Annotated in this window: 14 protein-coding genes; 10 read left to right on the top strand and 4 right to left on the bottom strand. The window is 71.9% G+C overall.

All coding sequences use genetic code 11. The features are described 5' to 3' along the window. Nucleotides 1-36: 36 nt before the first annotated feature. The 3 genes from ACO2RJ_RS18380 to atzF are packed head-to-tail and all read right to left on the bottom strand — an operon-like array spanning nt 37 to nt 3,412. Nucleotides 37-1,389 (bottom strand): AtzE family amidohydrolase, encoded by a 1,353-nt coding sequence (locus ACO2RJ_RS18380; protein ID WP_423269585.1) that lies wholly within the window; start codon nt 1,387-1,389, stop codon nt 37-39. Further along, complete coding sequence (locus tag ACO2RJ_RS18385; protein ID WP_423269586.1) at nt 1,386-1,601, bottom strand: DUF4089 domain-containing protein; 216 nt, start codon at nt 1,599-1,601, stop codon at nt 1,386-1,388. The genes ACO2RJ_RS18380 and ACO2RJ_RS18385 overlap by 4 nt, the downstream gene beginning before the upstream one ends. Next, nucleotides 1,601-3,412, bottom strand: a complete 1,812-nt coding sequence (gene atzF, locus ACO2RJ_RS18390) for an allophanate hydrolase (protein ID WP_423269588.1) — start codon at nt 3,410-3,412, stop codon at nt 1,601-1,603. Before atzF ends, ACO2RJ_RS18385 begins: the two co-directional genes overlap by 1 nt. 220 nt (nt 3,413-3,632) lie before the next feature. Here atzF and ACO2RJ_RS18395 point away from each other — a divergent pair, with 220 nt between their 5' ends. The 10 genes from ACO2RJ_RS18395 (at nt 3,633) to hpxZ (ending at nt 14,603) form a co-directional block, all read left to right on the top strand. Beyond that, nucleotides 3,633-4,301 carry a GntR family transcriptional regulator gene (locus ACO2RJ_RS18395; RefSeq protein WP_423269589.1) on the top strand — a complete coding sequence of 223 codons (669 nt, stop codon included), beginning with the start codon at nt 3,633-3,635 and terminating at the stop codon, nt 4,299-4,301. A gap of 111 nt (nt 4,302-4,412) precedes the next feature. Next, the gene (locus ACO2RJ_RS18400) at nt 4,413-5,762 is read left to right on the top strand and encodes an NAD(P)-dependent oxidoreductase (RefSeq protein WP_423269590.1); all 1,350 of its coding nucleotides are present in this window, start codon (nt 4,413-4,415) and stop codon (nt 5,760-5,762) included. A 21-nt stretch (nt 5,763-5,783) separates the two neighbouring features. Next, nucleotides 5,784-7,094, top strand: coding sequence for an NAD-dependent dihydropyrimidine dehydrogenase subunit PreA (gene preA, locus ACO2RJ_RS18405; protein ID WP_423269591.1), 1,311 nt, complete (start codon nt 5,784-5,786; stop codon nt 7,092-7,094). A 316-nt stretch (nt 7,095-7,410) separates the two neighbouring features. Beyond that, nucleotides 7,411-8,208: an ABC transporter ATP-binding protein gene (locus ACO2RJ_RS18410; protein WP_423269593.1), complete on the top strand. Its 798-nt coding sequence runs from the start codon at nt 7,411-7,413 to the stop codon at nt 8,206-8,208. A gap of 186 nt (nt 8,209-8,394) precedes the next feature. Continuing rightward, nucleotides 8,395-9,291 carry an ABC transporter permease gene (locus ACO2RJ_RS18415; RefSeq protein ID WP_423269594.1) on the top strand — a complete coding sequence of 299 codons (897 nt, stop codon included), beginning with the start codon at nt 8,395-8,397 and terminating at the stop codon, nt 9,289-9,291. Then, entirely contained in the window at nt 9,288-10,265 is a 978-nt protein-coding gene (locus ACO2RJ_RS18420; RefSeq protein ID WP_423269595.1) for an ABC transporter permease, read from the top strand. The genes ACO2RJ_RS18415 and ACO2RJ_RS18420 overlap by 4 nt, the downstream gene beginning before the upstream one ends. 18 nt (nt 10,266-10,283) lie before the next feature. Continuing rightward, on the top strand, nt 10,284-11,273 hold the full coding sequence (locus tag ACO2RJ_RS18425; protein WP_423269596.1) for an ABC transporter substrate-binding protein: 990 nt from the start codon (nt 10,284-10,286) through the stop codon (nt 11,271-11,273). Between the two features lie 224 nt (nt 11,274-11,497). Further along, nucleotides 11,498-12,943, top strand: a complete 1,446-nt coding sequence (gene hydA, locus ACO2RJ_RS18430) for a dihydropyrimidinase (RefSeq protein WP_423269598.1) — start codon at nt 11,498-11,500, stop codon at nt 12,941-12,943. A gap of 11 nt (nt 12,944-12,954) precedes the next feature. Further along, nucleotides 12,955-14,205, top strand: a complete 1,251-nt coding sequence (locus ACO2RJ_RS18435; RefSeq protein WP_423269600.1) for a M20 family metallo-hydrolase — start codon at nt 12,955-12,957, stop codon at nt 14,203-14,205. A gap of 14 nt (nt 14,206-14,219) precedes the next feature. Further along, complete coding sequence (gene hpxZ, locus ACO2RJ_RS18440; protein WP_423269602.1) at nt 14,220-14,603, top strand: oxalurate catabolism protein HpxZ; 384 nt, start codon at nt 14,220-14,222, stop codon at nt 14,601-14,603. A gap of 7 nt (nt 14,604-14,610) precedes the next feature. On the opposite strand, the gene ACO2RJ_RS18445 is transcribed toward hpxZ, so the two are convergent. Continuing rightward, complete coding sequence (locus tag ACO2RJ_RS18445; RefSeq protein ID WP_423269604.1) at nt 14,611-15,837, bottom strand: amidohydrolase family protein; 1,227 nt, start codon at nt 15,835-15,837, stop codon at nt 14,611-14,613. Nucleotides 15,838-15,951 lie beyond the last annotated feature (114 nt).

The following is a 15,951-nucleotide window of genomic DNA, read 5'->3' on the forward strand; positions in this document are numbered from 1 at the left end:
TCCCCCGATGGAACGCCCGCCTCGTGGCTGGCTCCGTCACATGACCGGCGGTCGCACGGCCGAAACTCCCGAAACTTCGAGCGCGCGCGCGACCCTGAGCGCCGCGTCCTCGCGCCAGGGCGGCGCGACGATCTGCACGCCGAGCGGCAGCCCGTCGTCGAGCCACACCGGCGCGCAGACGACGGGCAGGCCGATGAACGAGAGCGGTTGCGTGAAGACCCCGAGATTGGGGCGCAGGGCGACCGTCTCGCCGGCGAGCGTCATGGTGGTCTGGCCGAGTTTCGGCGCGCGGCACGGCGTCGCCGGCGCGAGCACGACGTCGGCCGTCTCGAACGCTTTGGCGGCCGCCTCGGCGAACCAGCGGCGGAAGCGCTGCGCGCGGGCGACGTAGGCGGCGGGGATCGTCGCGCCGGCGATCAGGCGGTCGCGCACCGCCGGGTCGAAATCCTCCGGCCGCTCGCGCAGCCGGTCGAGATGGAGGGCCGCGCCCTCGGTCGCGGTGAGGACATAGGCGGCGGCGCGGGCGCGGGCGGCCTCGGGAAAGTCGACGGTCCCGCCGGCGCCCAGGAACGACGCGACGCGACGCACCGCCTCGAAGCAGTCCGGCTCGCCGCCGCGGGCGAAATGGCCGCCGAGCACGGCGATCCGCAGGTCGCCGCAGCCGGCGTCGAGTGCGGCCGCCACAGGCTCGGGCGCCCGCGTCGTCGTCGCGGCGTCTTCGGGGTCGGGGCCCTGCATGGCGTCGTAGGCGAGCGCGAGATGGCGCGTCGAGGCCGCGATCGGCCCCAGATGATCGAGGCTGTGGACGAAGGGAAACGTCCCGGCGCGCGTCAGCCGGCCATAGGTCGGCTTCAGCCCAAACACGCCGCAGAGCGCGGACGGCACCCGGATCGATCCGTTTGTGTCGGAGGCGAGCGCGAGCGGCACGAGCCCCGCCCCGACCGCAGCCCCCGAGCCGCCGGAGGAGCCGCCGCTCATATGGCCGGGATCGTGCGGGTTGCGCGACGGACCGTCATGGACGTTCTCGCCGGTGAAGTCATAGGCGTATTCGCCCATGTTGAGCGCGCCGACGAGCACCGCCCCGGCCGCCTCCAGCCGGCGGACCAGCGCGGCGTCCCGGGTCGCGGGGGAGCGCTCGCGGTTGATCTTCGAGCCGGCGCGGGTCGGCAGTCCCTCAACGTCGAACAGGTTCTTGACCGCGAAGGGGACGCCCGCGAGCGGCCCCGCGACGGCGCCTGCGTCCACCGCCCGGGCCGTGGCGAGGGCGCGCGCGGGCGTGACGTCGGTGAAAGCCCCGAGTCGCGGCTCGGCGTCCGCGATCCGGGCGAGCGTCGCCGCGACCGACCGTTCCGCCGGTCCCGCCGCGGCGGCGGCGTGGGCCAGGCTCATTTCGCTCCCCCCGGCGCGAAGACGGGCGCGGGTTCGAGCTCGTCGTCGAGCGGGAAGTCTGCGACGAAGCGGGCGGCCTCCGCGGTCGCCTTCAGATGCGTGAGCACGGACGCCCGCGCCCCCGCGGGAACCGCGAGGCCGAGAAGCGCCGTCGCGGCGTCGAGATGCGCCTCAAGCGCTTCCTCGGAAAGTGCGGGGAATGAGTGCGCCATCACGCAGCCTCGAGATGGCGGGCATAGGCGCGCCAACCGCCGAAATGGGTGATCTCTTCGGCGCCGACGACGCCTTCCGCCTCGACCAGGAAGCCCAGGGCGCGCGTCCCGTCGGCGAGACGGAGCGTGCCGACGCCGAGCGGCGCGGGCACGCCCGCGACGAACGGCCCGACGCTCTCGGCCGGAAACGCCCACGCCTCGCACGCGATCGCCGCGCCCGCGCCCTCCGCGACGCGGAGCAGGCCGGGGCGCCGGACCTGCCCCGGCAGCGCGAACAGGCGATAGCTCGGCGTCGTTTCCGCGGTCCGGAGGAAGCGGCCGCCATGGCGCGTCACCTCGCCGTTCAGCGCCATGCCCGAGAGATGCGCGCCGACCACGACGATCTCGATCTCGCCGGGCCCGGCCACGGCGGGGCGGGCCGGCGCGGCCGCGGGCGCCCTGCCGGTCGCGCCGACGGCCGTCCCGCCCGTGGCGTGCAGCGCCTCGCCCAGCGCCGCGATGCGGGCGTCCGCGCCGGCGGGCGCGATCAGCGTGACGCCGGCCGGCAGACCGTCGGCGCGCGGCCGGCCGGGGGCTGCGAGCGCGCAGAGGTCGAGCAGGTTCACGAAATTCGTATAGGTCCCGAACGCGCTGTTGAGCCCGACCGGGTCGGCCGCGACCTCCGCGACCGTGCGCGGCCGCGGGAAGGTCGGGACCAGCATGACGTCGACGCGTCCCCACACCTCGCGGAGTTCTCGCTTGAGCTCCGCGAGCCGGTGCAGCCCTCCGAAGGCCTGCGCGGCGTCGAAGCGGCGGGCGCTCTCGATGATCGCGCGCGTGACCGGATGGAGCGCCTCTGGCGTCGCCTCGATGAAGCTCCGGATCGCCTGGTAGCGTTCGGCGACGAAGGGGCCGTCATAGAGCAGGCTCGCGACCTCGAAGAACGGCTCCAGATCGATCTCGACGATCTCCCCGCCCAGCGCCGCGAGATCGCCGATCGTGGCGTCGAAGGCCGCGGCCGCCGCGGCGTCGCCGGCGAAGCGGCGGCTGGCGGCGTCCGGAACCGCGATCCGCGTCAGCGGGGGCAGGCCCCCGAGCGGCGCGACCCGGACGGCGCGCGACCATGCGTCCTGGGGATCGACCCCGGCCATCACGGCGAACACCGCATAGGCGTCGGCGACCGACGGCGCGAACACCGAGACGCAGTCGAGCGATCTGCAGGCCGGCACGACGCCGCGCGTCGGAACCGCGCCCAGCGTCGGCTTCAGGCCGACGATGTTGTTGAGCCCGGCCGGAACGCGTCCGGACCCGGCGGTGTCGGTGCCGAGCGCGAAGCTGACGAGCCCGCGGGCGACGGCGACCGCCGAGCCGGAGCTCGATCCGCCCGGTACGAGCGTAGCGTCGACCGCGTTGCGCGGGACGGGATAGGGCGTGCGCAGGCCGACGAGCCCGGCGGCGAACTGATCCAGATTGGTCTTGCCGACCGGGATCGCGCCGGCCGCGACCAGCCGGGCGACGGCGGTCGCGCTCGCCTCCGGCTCGTAGGCGAAAGCCGGGCACGCCGCGGTGGTCGGCAGCCCCGCGACGTCGATGTTGTCCTTCACCGCGAACGGGACGCCCCATAGCGGCCTCGCGTCGGGCGCGGGTCCGAGCGCGGCGGCGGCGGCGAGCAGGGCCTGCCGGGAAAACCGCGCTATGAAAATCCCGGGATCGTTCGAAGCGTCGATCCGCGCCAGGGCCTCCTCCGCCACGGCGACGGGCGACAGTCCCGCCTCATAGGCTGCGCGGAGCGACGACAGGTCGAAGGCGAGGTCGGCGAGGGGCGTCGTCATCGCATGGGCGCTCGTCATCGCGGCGTCGGCCTGGCCGGCGGACGCCGCTGGGCTTTCCGCCCCCCAGGGCCGCCGCCCTCAAGCCCTGATCGTGCATGCAATTTTCAGATATTGCATGCCTAAAGGATCATCACCGACGCACAAAGAGTAGGATGTATGGAACAGGCGGGGCCGGCCCTCTATGCTCCGGCGGAGTCCTGAACGCCCGCCCGGAGACGACATGGTCGCCCTCGACGCCCGCACCCGCGCCGACCGCCTCGCCAGCGACGTGTCCGAAGGCATTCTGCGCGGCGATTTCGCTCCGGGCGACCGGCTCGACGAGCACACGCTCGCCGAACGCTACGGCGTGTCGCGCACGCCGGTGCGCGAAGCGCTGCGCCAACTCGCGTCGAGCGGCCTCGTCGAGGTCCGCCCGCGCCGCGGCGCGGTGGTCGCGAGCGTCACGCCGGCGCGGCTCGCCGAACTGTTCGGCGCCATGGCCGAGCTGGAGGCGACCTGCGCGCGGCTCTCCGCCATCGGCATGACGCCGGTGGAGCGGCGCGGGCTGCAGGAGTTCCACGCCTCGATGGCGGCCTTCGTGGAGATCAACGACACGGAAGGTTTCGCGGCGGCCAATCTCGGCTTCCACACCCGCATCTACGCCGGCGCGCACAACGCGCCGCTCGCCGAGATCGCGAGCGGGTTGCGGCAGCGCCTGCTGCCCTATCGCCGCGCCCAGTTCCGCACCCCCGGCCGGCTGCCGCGCTCCCATGCCGAGCACGGTCAGGTGGTCGAGGCCATCCTGGCGGCGGACGCCGGCGCCGCGCACGCGACGATGCTGCACCATGTCAGCCTCGTGGAGGAGTCCTTCGAGCGCCTGGCCGAGCGCCGGGCGATCCGGACCTCCTGAGGCGGGCGGCTTTCGCACCTGCGGAAGAGTTTCTAGACCGCTTCCAGAAATCGCTGTCTAATCGCGCCCTGAGCGGCGCCGCGGCGCCGCGGCGACAGCCGAGGAGCGCTGATGGCGGAAGATGCGGGCGGAGCGCCGATCGACGTCGCAGCCGGACGGCTGACGCCGGAGGCCTACGCCGCGGGTTTCGCCGATTTGCATCCGGGGCTCGATCCCAACGCCGCCCGCGTCGAGGCGGAGCGCTGCCTGTTCTGCTACGACGCGCCGTGCGCGACCGCCTGCCCCACCTCGATCGACATCCCGCTTTTCATCCGCCAGATAGCCAAGGGCCAGCCAAAGGCCGCGGCCAAGACCATCCTCGACGCCAACGTCATGGGCGCGATGTGCGCCCGCGTCTGCCCGACCGAGACGCTGTGCGAGGAGGTCTGCGTGCGGGTCGCCTCCGACGGCTCTCCGGTGAAGATCGGCCTGCTCCAGCGCTTCGCGACCGACGCTTTGTTCGACGCCGGCGCCCAGCCCTACCGCCGCGGCGCGCCGACCGGGCGGCGGATCGCGGTCGTGGGCGCCGGGCCGGCGGGCCTCGCCTGCGCCCACGCGCTCGCTCGCTCGGGCCACGAGGTCGTGGTCTTCGAGGCGCGCGAGAAGGCTGGCGGTCTCAACGAATACGGCATCGCCGCCTACAAGGCGGTCGGCGGCGTGGCGCAGCGCGAGGTCGACTTCATCCTCGGCGTCGGCGGGATCGAGCTGCGCACGGGCGTCCGGCTCGGCGCCGACGTGACGCTCGACGCGCTGCGGCGCGATTACGACGCGGTGTTCCTCGGCCTCGGCCTGGGCGCCGTCAACGCGCTCGGGCTGCCGCAGGAGGACGGCGCGGAGGACGCGGTCGACTACATCGCGGCGCTGCGCCAGAGCGAGAATCTCGCAGCGCTGCCCGTCGGCCGCCGCGTCGTGGTGATCGGCGGCGGCATGACGGCGATCGACGTCGCGGTGCAGGCCAGGCGCCTCGGCGCCGAAGAGGTCACGATCGTCTATCGCCGCGGCCCCGACGACATGGGGGCGAGCGGCTACGAGCAGGACCTCGCGCTGACCTCCGGCGTCGCGATCCGCCATTTCGCGCGGCCCGTCGCGGTCGAGCCCGGCCGCGCGACCTTCGAGCGGACGGCGGTCGTGGACGGGCGGCTGGCCGGCACGGGCGAAACCTTCGCGCTCGCCTTCGACCAGCTGTTCAAGGCGATCGGCCAGACCCTCGTGGCGACGGATCTCGGCGAGGGGTCGCTCGCGCTCGAGGGCGGCCGCATCAAGGTCGACGCCGAGCGGCGGACGTCGCTGCCCGGCGTCTGGGCCGGCGGCGACTGCGTCTTCGGCGGCGAGGACCTGACCGTGGTCGCGGTCGAGGACGGCAAGCGCGCCGCGGCCTCGATCGACGCCGCGCTCGGCCGGCGGGCGCAGGCCGCGGAATAGATCGAGGCGTGGAGGACCGGCATGGCTGATCTCAGGACCACCTTCGCCGGCATCCGCTCGCCGAACCCGTTCTGGCTGGCCTCCGCTCCGCCGACCGACAAGGCCTACAATGTCGTGCGCGCCTTCCGCGAAGGCTGGGGCGGGGTGGTCTGGAAGACGCTCGGCGAGGACCCGCCGGTCGTCAACGTCTCCGGCCCGCGCTACGGCGCCCTGCACTCGGCCGACCGGCGGGTGATCGGCTTCAACAACATCGAGCTCATCACCGACCGGCCGCTCGAGACGAACCTGCAGGAGATCAAGCAGGTGAAGCGCGACTGGCCCGACCGCGCGCTGGTCGTTTCGCTGATGGTCCCCTGCGAGGAGGCGAGCTGGAGGGCGATCCTCGCGCGCGTCGAGGACACGGGCGCCGACGGCGTCGAGCTCAATTTCGGCTGCCCGCACGGCATGCAGGAGCGCGGCATGGGCTCGGCGGTCGGCCAGGTGCCCGACTACGTCGAAATGGTCGCGCGCTGGTGCAAGGCGCACACGCGCATGCCGGTGATCGTGAAGCTCACCCCGAACGTCGCCGACATCCGCCCGCCGGCGACGGCCGCGCTGCGCGGCGGCGCGGACGCTGTGTCGCTGATCAACACGATCAACTCGATCATCGGCGTCGACCTCGACCGGATGATCGCCAATCCGCACACCGGCGGACAGGCGACCCATGGCGGCTATTGCGGCCCGGCGGTGAAGCCGATCGCGCTCAACATGGTGGCCGAGATCGCCCGCGCGCCGGAGACGGCGGGGATGCCGATCTCCGGCATCGGCGGGATCGAGGGCTGGCGGGACGCCGCCGAGTTCATGGCGCTCGGCTGCGGCAACGTGCAGGTCTGCACCGCGGCGATGGTCTACGGCTTCAAGGTCGTGAAGGAGATGATCGCAGGCCTCGAAGCCTGGATGGACGACAAGGGCTACGTCCGCCTCGACGATTTCGTCGGCCGCGCCGTGCCGAAGCTCACCGACTGGCAGCATCTCGACCTCGGCTACGCCGTGAAGGCGCGCATCGACCAGGACCTCTGCATCCAGTGCGGCCGCTGCCACATCGCCTGCGAGGACACGTCGCACCAGGCGATCACCCGCGAGGTCGGCGGCGTGCGGCGGTTCGAGGTCATCGACGAGGAATGCGTCGGCTGCAATCTGTGCCCTTCCGTCTGCCCGGTCGAGGGCTGCATCGAGCTCGTGCCGCTCGAGGTCGGCGAGGTCGACGTGCGAACGGGCCGAACCATCATCGCCGAGCCGCTGCCCTGGACCCACCATCCGGCGAACCCGATGGCGCGGGAGGCCGCGGAGTAAGAGTCGCGGCGGTCTCCTGCGTGCTTCGAGACGGCGCGTTCCGCGCCTCCTCAGCATGAGGAGGGTGGAGGATGGCAGGCGGAGGATGGCGGATGGCCAGCGGCGGACGGGCGGCAGGCGCAGGCCTCCTCATGCTGAGGAGGGCCGAAGGCCCGTCTCGAAGCACGCAGCACGTCGGCCCCGCCCCTGATTGAGAGACGAGCCGCGCGCTTCCAGAACCATGCGTCGTCCTCCGATGGCGGCCGGGCGTCGCTTGACCCGCCGGCATGTCGACCGCACCCTGCCTTCGCACCTGCACGTCCCACCTGAGTTCCTGATGCAAGCAAGCGACGCCGCCGGCCCGGCCATCGCAATCCGCGGCCTCGGCGTTTCCTTCGCGACGGCGGATGGACCCGTGAACGCCCTCGAGGACGTCGACCTCGACGTCGCTCCGGGCGAGTTCATCTCGCTGATCGGCCCCTCCGGCTGCGGCAAGACCACGCTGCTGCGCGTGATCGCCGACCTCGAACAGGCGACTGCGGGCTCGATCTCGATCGGCGGGCTCACCCCCCAGGCGGCGCGGGAGGCGCGCGCCTACGGCTACGTCTTCCAGGCGCCGGCGCTGTACCCCTGGCGGACGATCGAGCGCAACGTGACCCTGCCGCTCGAGGTGATGGGCGTCCCGCGGAGCGAGCGAAAGCAACGGGCGCGAAAGAGTCTCGCCGAGGTCGGCCTCGAAGGCGTGGGGCGGCGCTTTCCGTGGCAGCTGTCCGGCGGCATGCAGCAGCGCGCCTCGATCGCCCGCGCGCTCGCCTTCGACGCCGGGTTGCTGCTGATGGACGAGCCCTTCGGCGCGCTCGACGAGATCGTCCGCGACCGGCTGAACGAGCAGCTCCACGGCCTCTGGCGGCGCACGGGAAAGACCGCGCTGTTCGTCACCCATTCGATCCAGGAGGCGGTGTTCCTCTCGACCCGCATCGTGGTGATGTCGCCGCGGCCGGGCAGGATCGTCGACATCGTCGACGCCACGACGCTGCCGCGCGACCGCACGCTCGAGCTCCGCGAAACGCCGGAATTCCTCGAGGTCGCCCGCCGGGTGCGCGAGGCGCTGCGCGCCGGCCACGCCTATGACTGAGGGCGCGCGGGCGGACGGCGCAGCCGGGATCAGCCGCGCGCGCGCTTCGAGACGCAAGCTGACGCGGGCTCCTCAGCATGAGGATGGTTGGAGGATGACAGGCATAGACAATCCTCATGCTGAGGAGCCTCGGCGCGAGCCGAGGCGTCTCGAAGCACGCATCCAGCCGACGCAGGCCGTGGCGCGATGACCGACGCCGCGCTCTCGCCTGCGTTCCGACAGCGCATGGCTTCCGGTCGAGCGCTGCCCGTTCTGGCCGTTTGCGCCGTGTTGATCGCCGTCTGGTACGCCGGCGCGGTCGGGCTCAACGCCGGCGTCGTCGAGCAGCGCTCGCCGGGACTCGACGCCCTCGATTTCGCGAAGGCCGCCTGGGCGCTCGACCGGCCTCTCCTGCCGGCGCCGCACCAGATCCTGTGGGAGCTCAAGACTAGCGTCTTCGACGCCCGGCTCGGCTCGGCGCGCAACCTGCTGACGCATGTCGGCGTCACGCTGTCGTCGACGCTGGCCGGTTTCCTCTGCGGCGTAGCCCTCGGCGCGGCGCTCGGCGTCGGACTCGTCGGGTCCCGCGCGCTCGACAAGGCGCTGACGCCCTGGCTCGTCGCCTCGCAGACCATCCCGATACTCGCCATCGCGCCGATCGTGGTGACGGCGCTCGGAGCCGTCGGCCTGAAGGGGTTGATCCCGAAGGCGATCATCTCGGCCTATCTCTGCTTCTTCCCCGTCGCGATCGGCATGGCGAAGGGGCTCGCCTCGCCGGACGCCGCGCAGTCCGACCTGATGCGCACCTACGCCGCCACGGGGGCCCAGACGCTTCTCAAGCTGCGGCTGCCGGCCTCGCTCCCCTTCCTGTTCGCGAGCCTGAAGGTCGCGGTCGCGGCGGCGCTGGTCGGGGCGATTGTGGCCGAGCTTCCGACCGGCGCGCAGTCCGGCCTCGGCGCGCGCCTGCTCGCCGGCTCCTATTACGGAAACACGCTGCAGCTCTGGGCGGCGCTGATCGCGGCCTCGGTCGCGGCCGCCGGGCTCGTCGGCGCGGTGACGCTCGTCGAACGCGTCGTCCTCGGCCGGACGGGAGCGCGGCCATGACCGCGGCGGCCGCGCGCTCTTCGACCCTCTATGCGCTCACGGGCGCGGCGGCGACGGCCGGCGCCGGCGCCGCCTTCGCCGCGCATGGCGAGAGCGTCGCCGGGCGCGCCCCCGCGGGCTTCTGGATCGCCGTCCTGTGCCTCTGGCTGTGCGCATGGGCGATCAACGCGGCCCTCGCCCGCGCGCCCGCTCCGCCGCGGGGCGACCGCGCCCGCGACCTCGTCGTTCCGCTCGCCTTCGGGCTGTGGCTCGCGCTGCTGTGGGAGACGATCGTCGTGGGGGCGGGCGTCTCGCCCGCTTTGATGCCGCCGCCCTCCGCGATCCTGCGCAAGCTCGGGGAGGCGGCGCCGACGCTGTTCGCCGATTTCCGGCAGACGGCGCTGAAGGGCGCGCTGATCGGCTGGGCGATCGGCTGCGCGGCGGGCTTCACGCTGGCGCTGATCGCCGACCGCGTCCCGTTCCTGAAGCGCGGTCTGTCGCCGGTCGCAGCCTTCGCCTCCGCGCTGCCGATCATCGGCCTCGCGCCAATCATGGTGATGTGGTTCGGCTTCGACTGGCCGTCCAAGGCCGCGGTCGTCGTCGCGATGACGTTCTTCCCTGTCTTCGTGAACACGGTCGCCGGCCTCTCAGCCTCCGGGGCGCTCGAACGCGACCTGATGCGCAGCTACGGGGCCGGCTGGGCGCAGACCCTCGTCATGCTTCGCCTTCCGGCGGCGCTGCCTTTCGTCTTCAACGCCCTGAAGCTCGCCTCGACCCTCGCCTTAATCGGCGCGATAGTCGCCGAATTCTTCGGCACGCCCATTGTCGGCATGGGCTTCCGCATCCAGACGGAAGCCGCCAAGCTCGCGCTCGACATGGTCTGGGCCGAAATCGTCGTCGCGGCGGTCGCGGGCTCGGCTTTCTACGGCGCTCTCGCCTGGCTCGAGCGGCGACTGACCTTCTGGCACCCGTCGATCCGCATGCGGACGGCCTGAACGCACATCGGGGAACACATGTCGAAGCCTCTCGCCGCCCTCCTCCTCTTCGGCATGGCCCTGACGGCGGGTCCGGCGCAGGCCGCGGAGAAGGTGACGCTCCAGCTCAAATGGGTGACGCAGGCGCAGTTCGCCGGATACTTCGTGGCGAAGGAGAAAGGCTTCTACGAAGCCGAAGGCCTCGACGTCACGATCAATCCCGGCGGCCCCGACATCGCGCCGGCGCAGGTGCTGGCCGGCGGGGGCGCCGACGTGATCGTCGACTGGATGCCCTCCGCGCTCGCCGCGCGCGAAAAGGGCGTCGCGCTCGTCAACGTCGCACAGCCTTACAAGCGGTCGGGCATGATGCTGACCTGCCGCGCGGATTCGGGCGTGAAGAGCCCGGCGGACCTCAAGGGCCGCACGCTTGGCGTCTGGTTCTCCGGCAACGAATATCCCTTCCTCGCCTGGATGGCGAAGCTCGGCCTCAAGACCGACGGCTCGGCCGCCGGCGTGAAGGTGCTGAAGCAGGGCTTCAACGTCGACCCGCTCCTGCAGCGCCAAGCCGACTGCATCTCGACCATGAGCTACAACGAATACTGGCAGGTGGTGGACGGCGGGCTGAAGCCGGACGATCTCGTGGTGTTCCGCTACGAGGACCAGGGCGTCGCGACGCTGGAGGACGGGCTCTACGTCGACGGGAAGAACCTCGCGGACCCGGCCTTCGTCGCCAGGATGGCGAAGTTCGTGAAGGCGTCCATGAAGGGCTGGGCCTACGCCAGGGACAACGCCGACGAGGCCGCCGAGATCACGCTCGAAGCCGACGCCTCCGGCGCCCAGACCGAGGCGCATCAGAAGCGCATGATGGGCGAGGTCGCGAAACTGCTCGCGGACGGCGCCGGCGCGCTGGACGAGGCCGACTACAAGCGCACCGTCGCGACCCTGCTGTCGGCCGGCGGCGACGCGCCCGTCATCACCAAGGAGCCGACCGGCGCCTTCACCCACGCGGTGACCGACGCGGCGAAGTGACCGCCTGGCGGCGCCTGGCGTGCTTCGAGACGCCTCGGGCGTTCCGCCCAAGGCTCCTCAGCATGAGGACGGATCGTGGTCTATGATCCCGCCCGCTCAACGCTCCCCGTGCTGAGCGCCTGCGCGACGCTCCTCATGCTGAGGAGGGCCACAGGCCCGTCTCGAAGCGCGCAGGGCCGTCGCCCCGAGGACATGCCAAGAGACCTTTCCGGAGGAGGTCGCCAATGACCCTGCTGATCCGAGGCGGGACCGTCGTCACCGCCGACCGCGCGTGGCGCGCCGACGTGCTGGTGGAGGACGAGGCGATCGCGGCGGTCGCCGAAACGATCGAGCCGCCCACCGGCTGCGAGGTCGTCGACGCCGGCGGCGCGCTGGTCATGCCGGGCGGGATCGACCCGCACACCCACATGGAGTTCGACTTCATGGGGACGGTGTCGGCGGACGATTTCGAATGGGGCACGAAGGCCGCGCTCGCCGGCGGAACCACCACGATCATCGATTTCTGCATCCCGGCCCCCGGCCAGAGCATGCCGGAGGCGCTCGCCGCCTGGCATGACAAGGCGGCGAAGGCTTCGGGCGACTTCTCCTTCCATCTCGCCGTCACCGGCTGGGACGACCGCACGGCCGACGGCATGCGGGCGGTGGTCGCCGGAGGCGTCAACACCTTCAAGCATTTCATGGCCTACAAGGGCGCGCTGATGGTGGACGACGACGTCCTGTTCCGCTCGTTCAAGACCTGCGCCGAGATCGGCGCGACGCCGCTGGTCCACGCCGAGAACGGCGAGGTCGTCGCCCAGCTGCAGGCCGATTTGCTGGCGCGCGGCATCACCGGGCCGGAGGGCCATGCGCTCTCCCGGCCGCCCTCGGTCGAGGCGGAGGCGACCAGCCGGGCGATCATGATCGCCGACATGGCGGGCTGCCCGCTTTACGTCGTGCACACCTCGTCGCGCGAGGCCCATGAGGCGATCGCGCGCGCCCGCGCCGCAGGCCAGCGCGTCTATGGCGAGCCGCTGATCCAGCACCTCACGCTCGACGAGGCGATCTACGCCCACGCCGACTGGACCGAGGCCGCCCGCCGCGTGATGTCGCCGCCGTTCCGCGCCAAGAGCCACCAGGACAGCCTGTGGAACGGGCTGATGGCGGGCTCCCTCCAGGTGGTCGCGACCGACCACTGCGCGTTCACGAGCGAGCAGAAGCGCCTCGGGCGCGGCGACTTCACCCGAATCCCGAACGGCACCGGCGGCGTCGAGGACCGCATGCGCGTGCTGTGGACCGCGGGGGTCGCGACCGGCCGGCTGACGCCGAGCGAGTTCGTCGCCGTGACCTCGACCAACAGCGCCAAGATCCTCAACATGTATCCGAAGAAGGGCGCGATCCTGCCCGGCGCCGACGCCGACCTCGTGATCTGGGACCCGGAGGCGAGTTCGACGGTCGAGGCCGCGACCCAGATCAGCCGGATCGACTACAACGTGTTCGAAGGCTTCCGCTGCCGCGGCCGCGCCGCCAAGGTGTTCCTGCGCGGGGCGCTCGCGGCCGAGAACGGCTCGCCCGTCGCGGAGCGCGGACACGGCCGCTTCGTCGCGCGGCCGCCCTTTCCCGCCCATCATGTCGCGTTCCGGACGCGCAAGGCGAAGACCGCCGCGGCCCCCGTGCTGCGCGGCGTGCATTGAGGCCCCCTGCGATGAGCGTCTCGACCACCCACAACCTCGCGATCGACGGCCGGCGGCTGTGGGACGCGATCCACGAGACCGCCCGCTTCGGCGGCACGGCGAAGGGCGGCGTGAAGCGGCTGACGCTGTCCGACGAGGACCGCGAGGTCCGCGACTGGTTCCGGAACGCCTGCGAGGCGCTCGGCTGCGCGGTGGCGGTCGACGACATGGGGGTGATGTACGCGCGCCGACCGGGTAAGCGCGACGACCTGCCGCCGATCGCGCTCGGGTCCCATCTCGACACCCAGCCGACGGGCGGGAAGTTCGACGGCGTGCTCGGCGTGCTCGCCGGGCTGGAGGCGCTGCGCACGCTGCACGACGCGGGCTACGAGACCAACGCGCCGATCGAGCTCGTGAACTGGACCAATGAGGAAGGCGCCCGCTTCGCGCCGGCCATGCTGGCCTCGGGCGTGTTCGCCGGCGCGATCGAGCCGGACTTCGCGCTGTCGCGTGAGGACCGCGCGGGCGCGACCTTCGGCGCCGAACTCGAACGCATCGGCTATCGCGGCGACGAGCGCTGCGGCGCGCGGAAATTCTCAGCCTTCTTCGAGCTGCACATCGAGCAGGGGCCGATCCTGGAGGCCGAAGACAAGACGATCGGCGTCGTCACCGGCGTCCAAGGCATCCGCTGGTACGAGGTCACGCTCACCGGCCAGGAGGCGCACACCGGCTCGACGCCGATGAACCTCCGCCGCAACGCGCTGATCGGCGCGGCGCGCCTGATCGAGGCGGTCGACGCCATCGCGCGCGCCCACGCGCCGGGGGTCGGCACGGTCGGACTGATCGAATCCAAGCCGAATTCGCGCAACGTCATCCCGGGCGAGGTCTTCTTCACGGTCGATTTCCGCCACCCCGACGACGCCGTGCTCGACGAAATGGAGCGGGTCTTTTTCGCGACGGTGGAGAGCGTGACGTCCGAGCTGACGCTCGAAGCGGACGCGCGACGCGACTGGATGTCGGCGCCGGTCGTGTTCGACGAGGAGTGCGTCGCTTCCGTCCGGGAGGCCGCGGCCGCCTCGGGGCTCGGCTGGCGGGAGATCGTCTCCGGCCCCGGCCACGACGCGGCCTATGTCGCGCGGGCCGCGCCGACCTCGATGATCTTCGTGCCCTGCAAGGACGGGATCAGCCACAACGAGGCGGAGAGCGCGACGGAGGAGCACTGCGCCGCGGGCGCGCAGGCGCTGCTCGACGCCGCGCTGATCTACGACCGCCGGTTCGGCTGAGGAGGCGAGACGCCATGGTGATCGACGATCCGGAGATCGTGGCGGAGGTGGAAGCGGCCTTCGCGGCTTACGAAAGGGCGCTGGTCGGCAACGACGTCGCCGCCCTGGAGGGGCTGTTCAACGACGACCCGCGCACGCTGCGTTACGGCGCGACCGAGAACCTCTATGGGATGGACGAGATCCGCGCCTTCCGCCGCGGGCGGTCGCCCCAAGGGCTGGCGCGCACGCTGGAGCGAACCGTCATCACGACCTACGGCCGCGACCACGCCGTCGCGAACACGCTGTTCCGGCGCGAGACCGCGCCCGGCAGGATCGGCCGGCAGAGCCAGACCTGGGTGCGGCTGCCCGAGGGCTGGCGGGTGGTCGCAGCCCATGTCAGCGTGATCGACGACGTCTGAGCCGCCGTCACTGGGGCGGAAGCAGCTTCGCGCGTTGGCGCTCGAAGCTTAGCCGGCCATTTTTCAGCCCGAACGCGGGCTGCGCGATCTCCGCGAAGGCGTCGTCTTCGCTCGCGGCGTCCATGACGACAACGTCGGCGGCGGCCCCGACGCGAAGGCCGTAATCGTCCAGGTTCATCAGCGCGGCCGGCCCCTCCGTCACGAGGTCGAGGCAGGCGCCGAAGCCCTCCGGGCCGATCTGCGCGACGTTGGCGTAGAGGTTCGCCATGCGCATCAGCGAACAGTCGCCGAAGGGCGTGAACGGATTCATGACGTTGTTGGTCGCGACCGAGCACGCGACGCCGCGCGCCACGAGTTCGTGGACCGCCGTGACGCCGCGCGGCTTGTCGTAGGACCGGTCTCGGCCGGTGAGGAACAGGTCCGTCGCCGGCAGGGCGGTGACGGCGACGCCGGACTCGGCGAGCCGGCGCGCGGCGCGCTCGAATTCGTTCGGCGTCATCGCGGACAGCTTGGTGACGTGGCCGATCGTGACGCGCCCGCCCCATCCGAACGCCTCGGCGCGGCGGCAGACCTCCTCGAGGTGGCCCCAGGACGGGTCGAGGTCGAAATCGAGATGGAGGTCGAGGTCGACGTCGTAGGTCCGGGCGAGATCGAACAGGCGGTCGATCTGCGTGATCGGATCGCTGTCGGCGTAAGGGCAGCCGCCGAGCAGATCCGCGCCGGCGTCGAGCGCTTCGACGAGCAGCTCCTCGCAGCCGGGATCGTCGGTCAGCCCCTCCTGCGGAAACACGCAGAGCGAGAGGTCGACGGCCCAGGCGTAGTCGTCCTTGAGGCGGCGCAGCGCCCGAAAGCTCGTCAGCCCGACCCGCGGATCGACTTCGACATGGCTGCGCATGCGCGTCGTGCCGTGGGCGATCGCCTTGTCCAGACAGCGCGCGGCGCGGGCGTAGACGTCGTCCTCGGTGAAGCTCCGCTTCACTCGCGACACCGCCGCGATCGCGGCGCGCACGTCGCCGCCGACATGGCCGCAGCGACCCAGCAGGCACGCCTTGTCGAGATGAACGTGGCTGTCGACGAAGCCCGGCAGAGCCAGCATGCCGCCGGCGTCGATCGCCGGCGCGTCGCAGGCGATCTCGGGCGCGATCTCCGCGATCCGGCCGGCGGCGATGCCGATCGCGACCGTCGAGGCGCCGCCCCGGAGTCGCGCGTTGGTGACGACGAGATCGAGGCTCACGCGAATGCTCCGGCATGCTGTCGACAAGCGCCCTCAAAAGGTGCGCCAGCGCCGGACGAGGTGCATGAACTAATTGCATGCACTTCGTCCGCCATCCCGCTTAAAGTTTCGTCG

The sequence above is a fragment of the Hansschlegelia sp. KR7-227 genome (assembly GCF_049446035.1).
In the GTDB taxonomy this organism is placed as follows: domain Bacteria; phylum Pseudomonadota; class Alphaproteobacteria; order Rhizobiales; family Methylopilaceae; genus Methylopila.

Coding starts and splice junctions, on each gene's coding strand:
- ACO2RJ_RS18380 (WP_423269585.1), bottom strand. CDS start 1,389: ATGAGCCTGGCCCACGCCGCCGCCGCGGCGGGACCGGCGGAACGGTCG.
- ACO2RJ_RS18385 (WP_423269586.1), bottom strand. CDS start 1,601: ATGGCGCACTCATTCCCCGCACTTTCCGAGGAAGCGCTTGAGGCGCAT.
- atzF (WP_423269588.1), bottom strand. CDS start 3,412: ATGACGACGCCCCTCGCCGACCTCGCCTTCGACCTGTCGTCGCTCCGC.
- ACO2RJ_RS18395 (WP_423269589.1), top strand. CDS start 3,633: ATGGTCGCCCTCGACGCCCGCACCCGCGCCGACCGCCTCGCCAGCGAC.
- ACO2RJ_RS18400 (WP_423269590.1), top strand. CDS start 4,413: ATGGCGGAAGATGCGGGCGGAGCGCCGATCGACGTCGCAGCCGGACGG.
- preA (WP_423269591.1), top strand. CDS start 5,784: ATGGCTGATCTCAGGACCACCTTCGCCGGCATCCGCTCGCCGAACCCG.
- ACO2RJ_RS18410 (WP_423269593.1), top strand. CDS start 7,411: ATGCAAGCAAGCGACGCCGCCGGCCCGGCCATCGCAATCCGCGGCCTC.
- ACO2RJ_RS18415 (WP_423269594.1), top strand. CDS start 8,395: ATGACCGACGCCGCGCTCTCGCCTGCGTTCCGACAGCGCATGGCTTCC.
- ACO2RJ_RS18420 (WP_423269595.1), top strand. CDS start 9,288: ATGACCGCGGCGGCCGCGCGCTCTTCGACCCTCTATGCGCTCACGGGC.
- ACO2RJ_RS18425 (WP_423269596.1), top strand. CDS start 10,284: ATGTCGAAGCCTCTCGCCGCCCTCCTCCTCTTCGGCATGGCCCTGACG.
- hydA (WP_423269598.1), top strand. CDS start 11,498: ATGACCCTGCTGATCCGAGGCGGGACCGTCGTCACCGCCGACCGCGCG.
- ACO2RJ_RS18435 (WP_423269600.1), top strand. CDS start 12,955: ATGAGCGTCTCGACCACCCACAACCTCGCGATCGACGGCCGGCGGCTG.
- hpxZ (WP_423269602.1), top strand. CDS start 14,220: ATGGTGATCGACGATCCGGAGATCGTGGCGGAGGTGGAAGCGGCCTTC.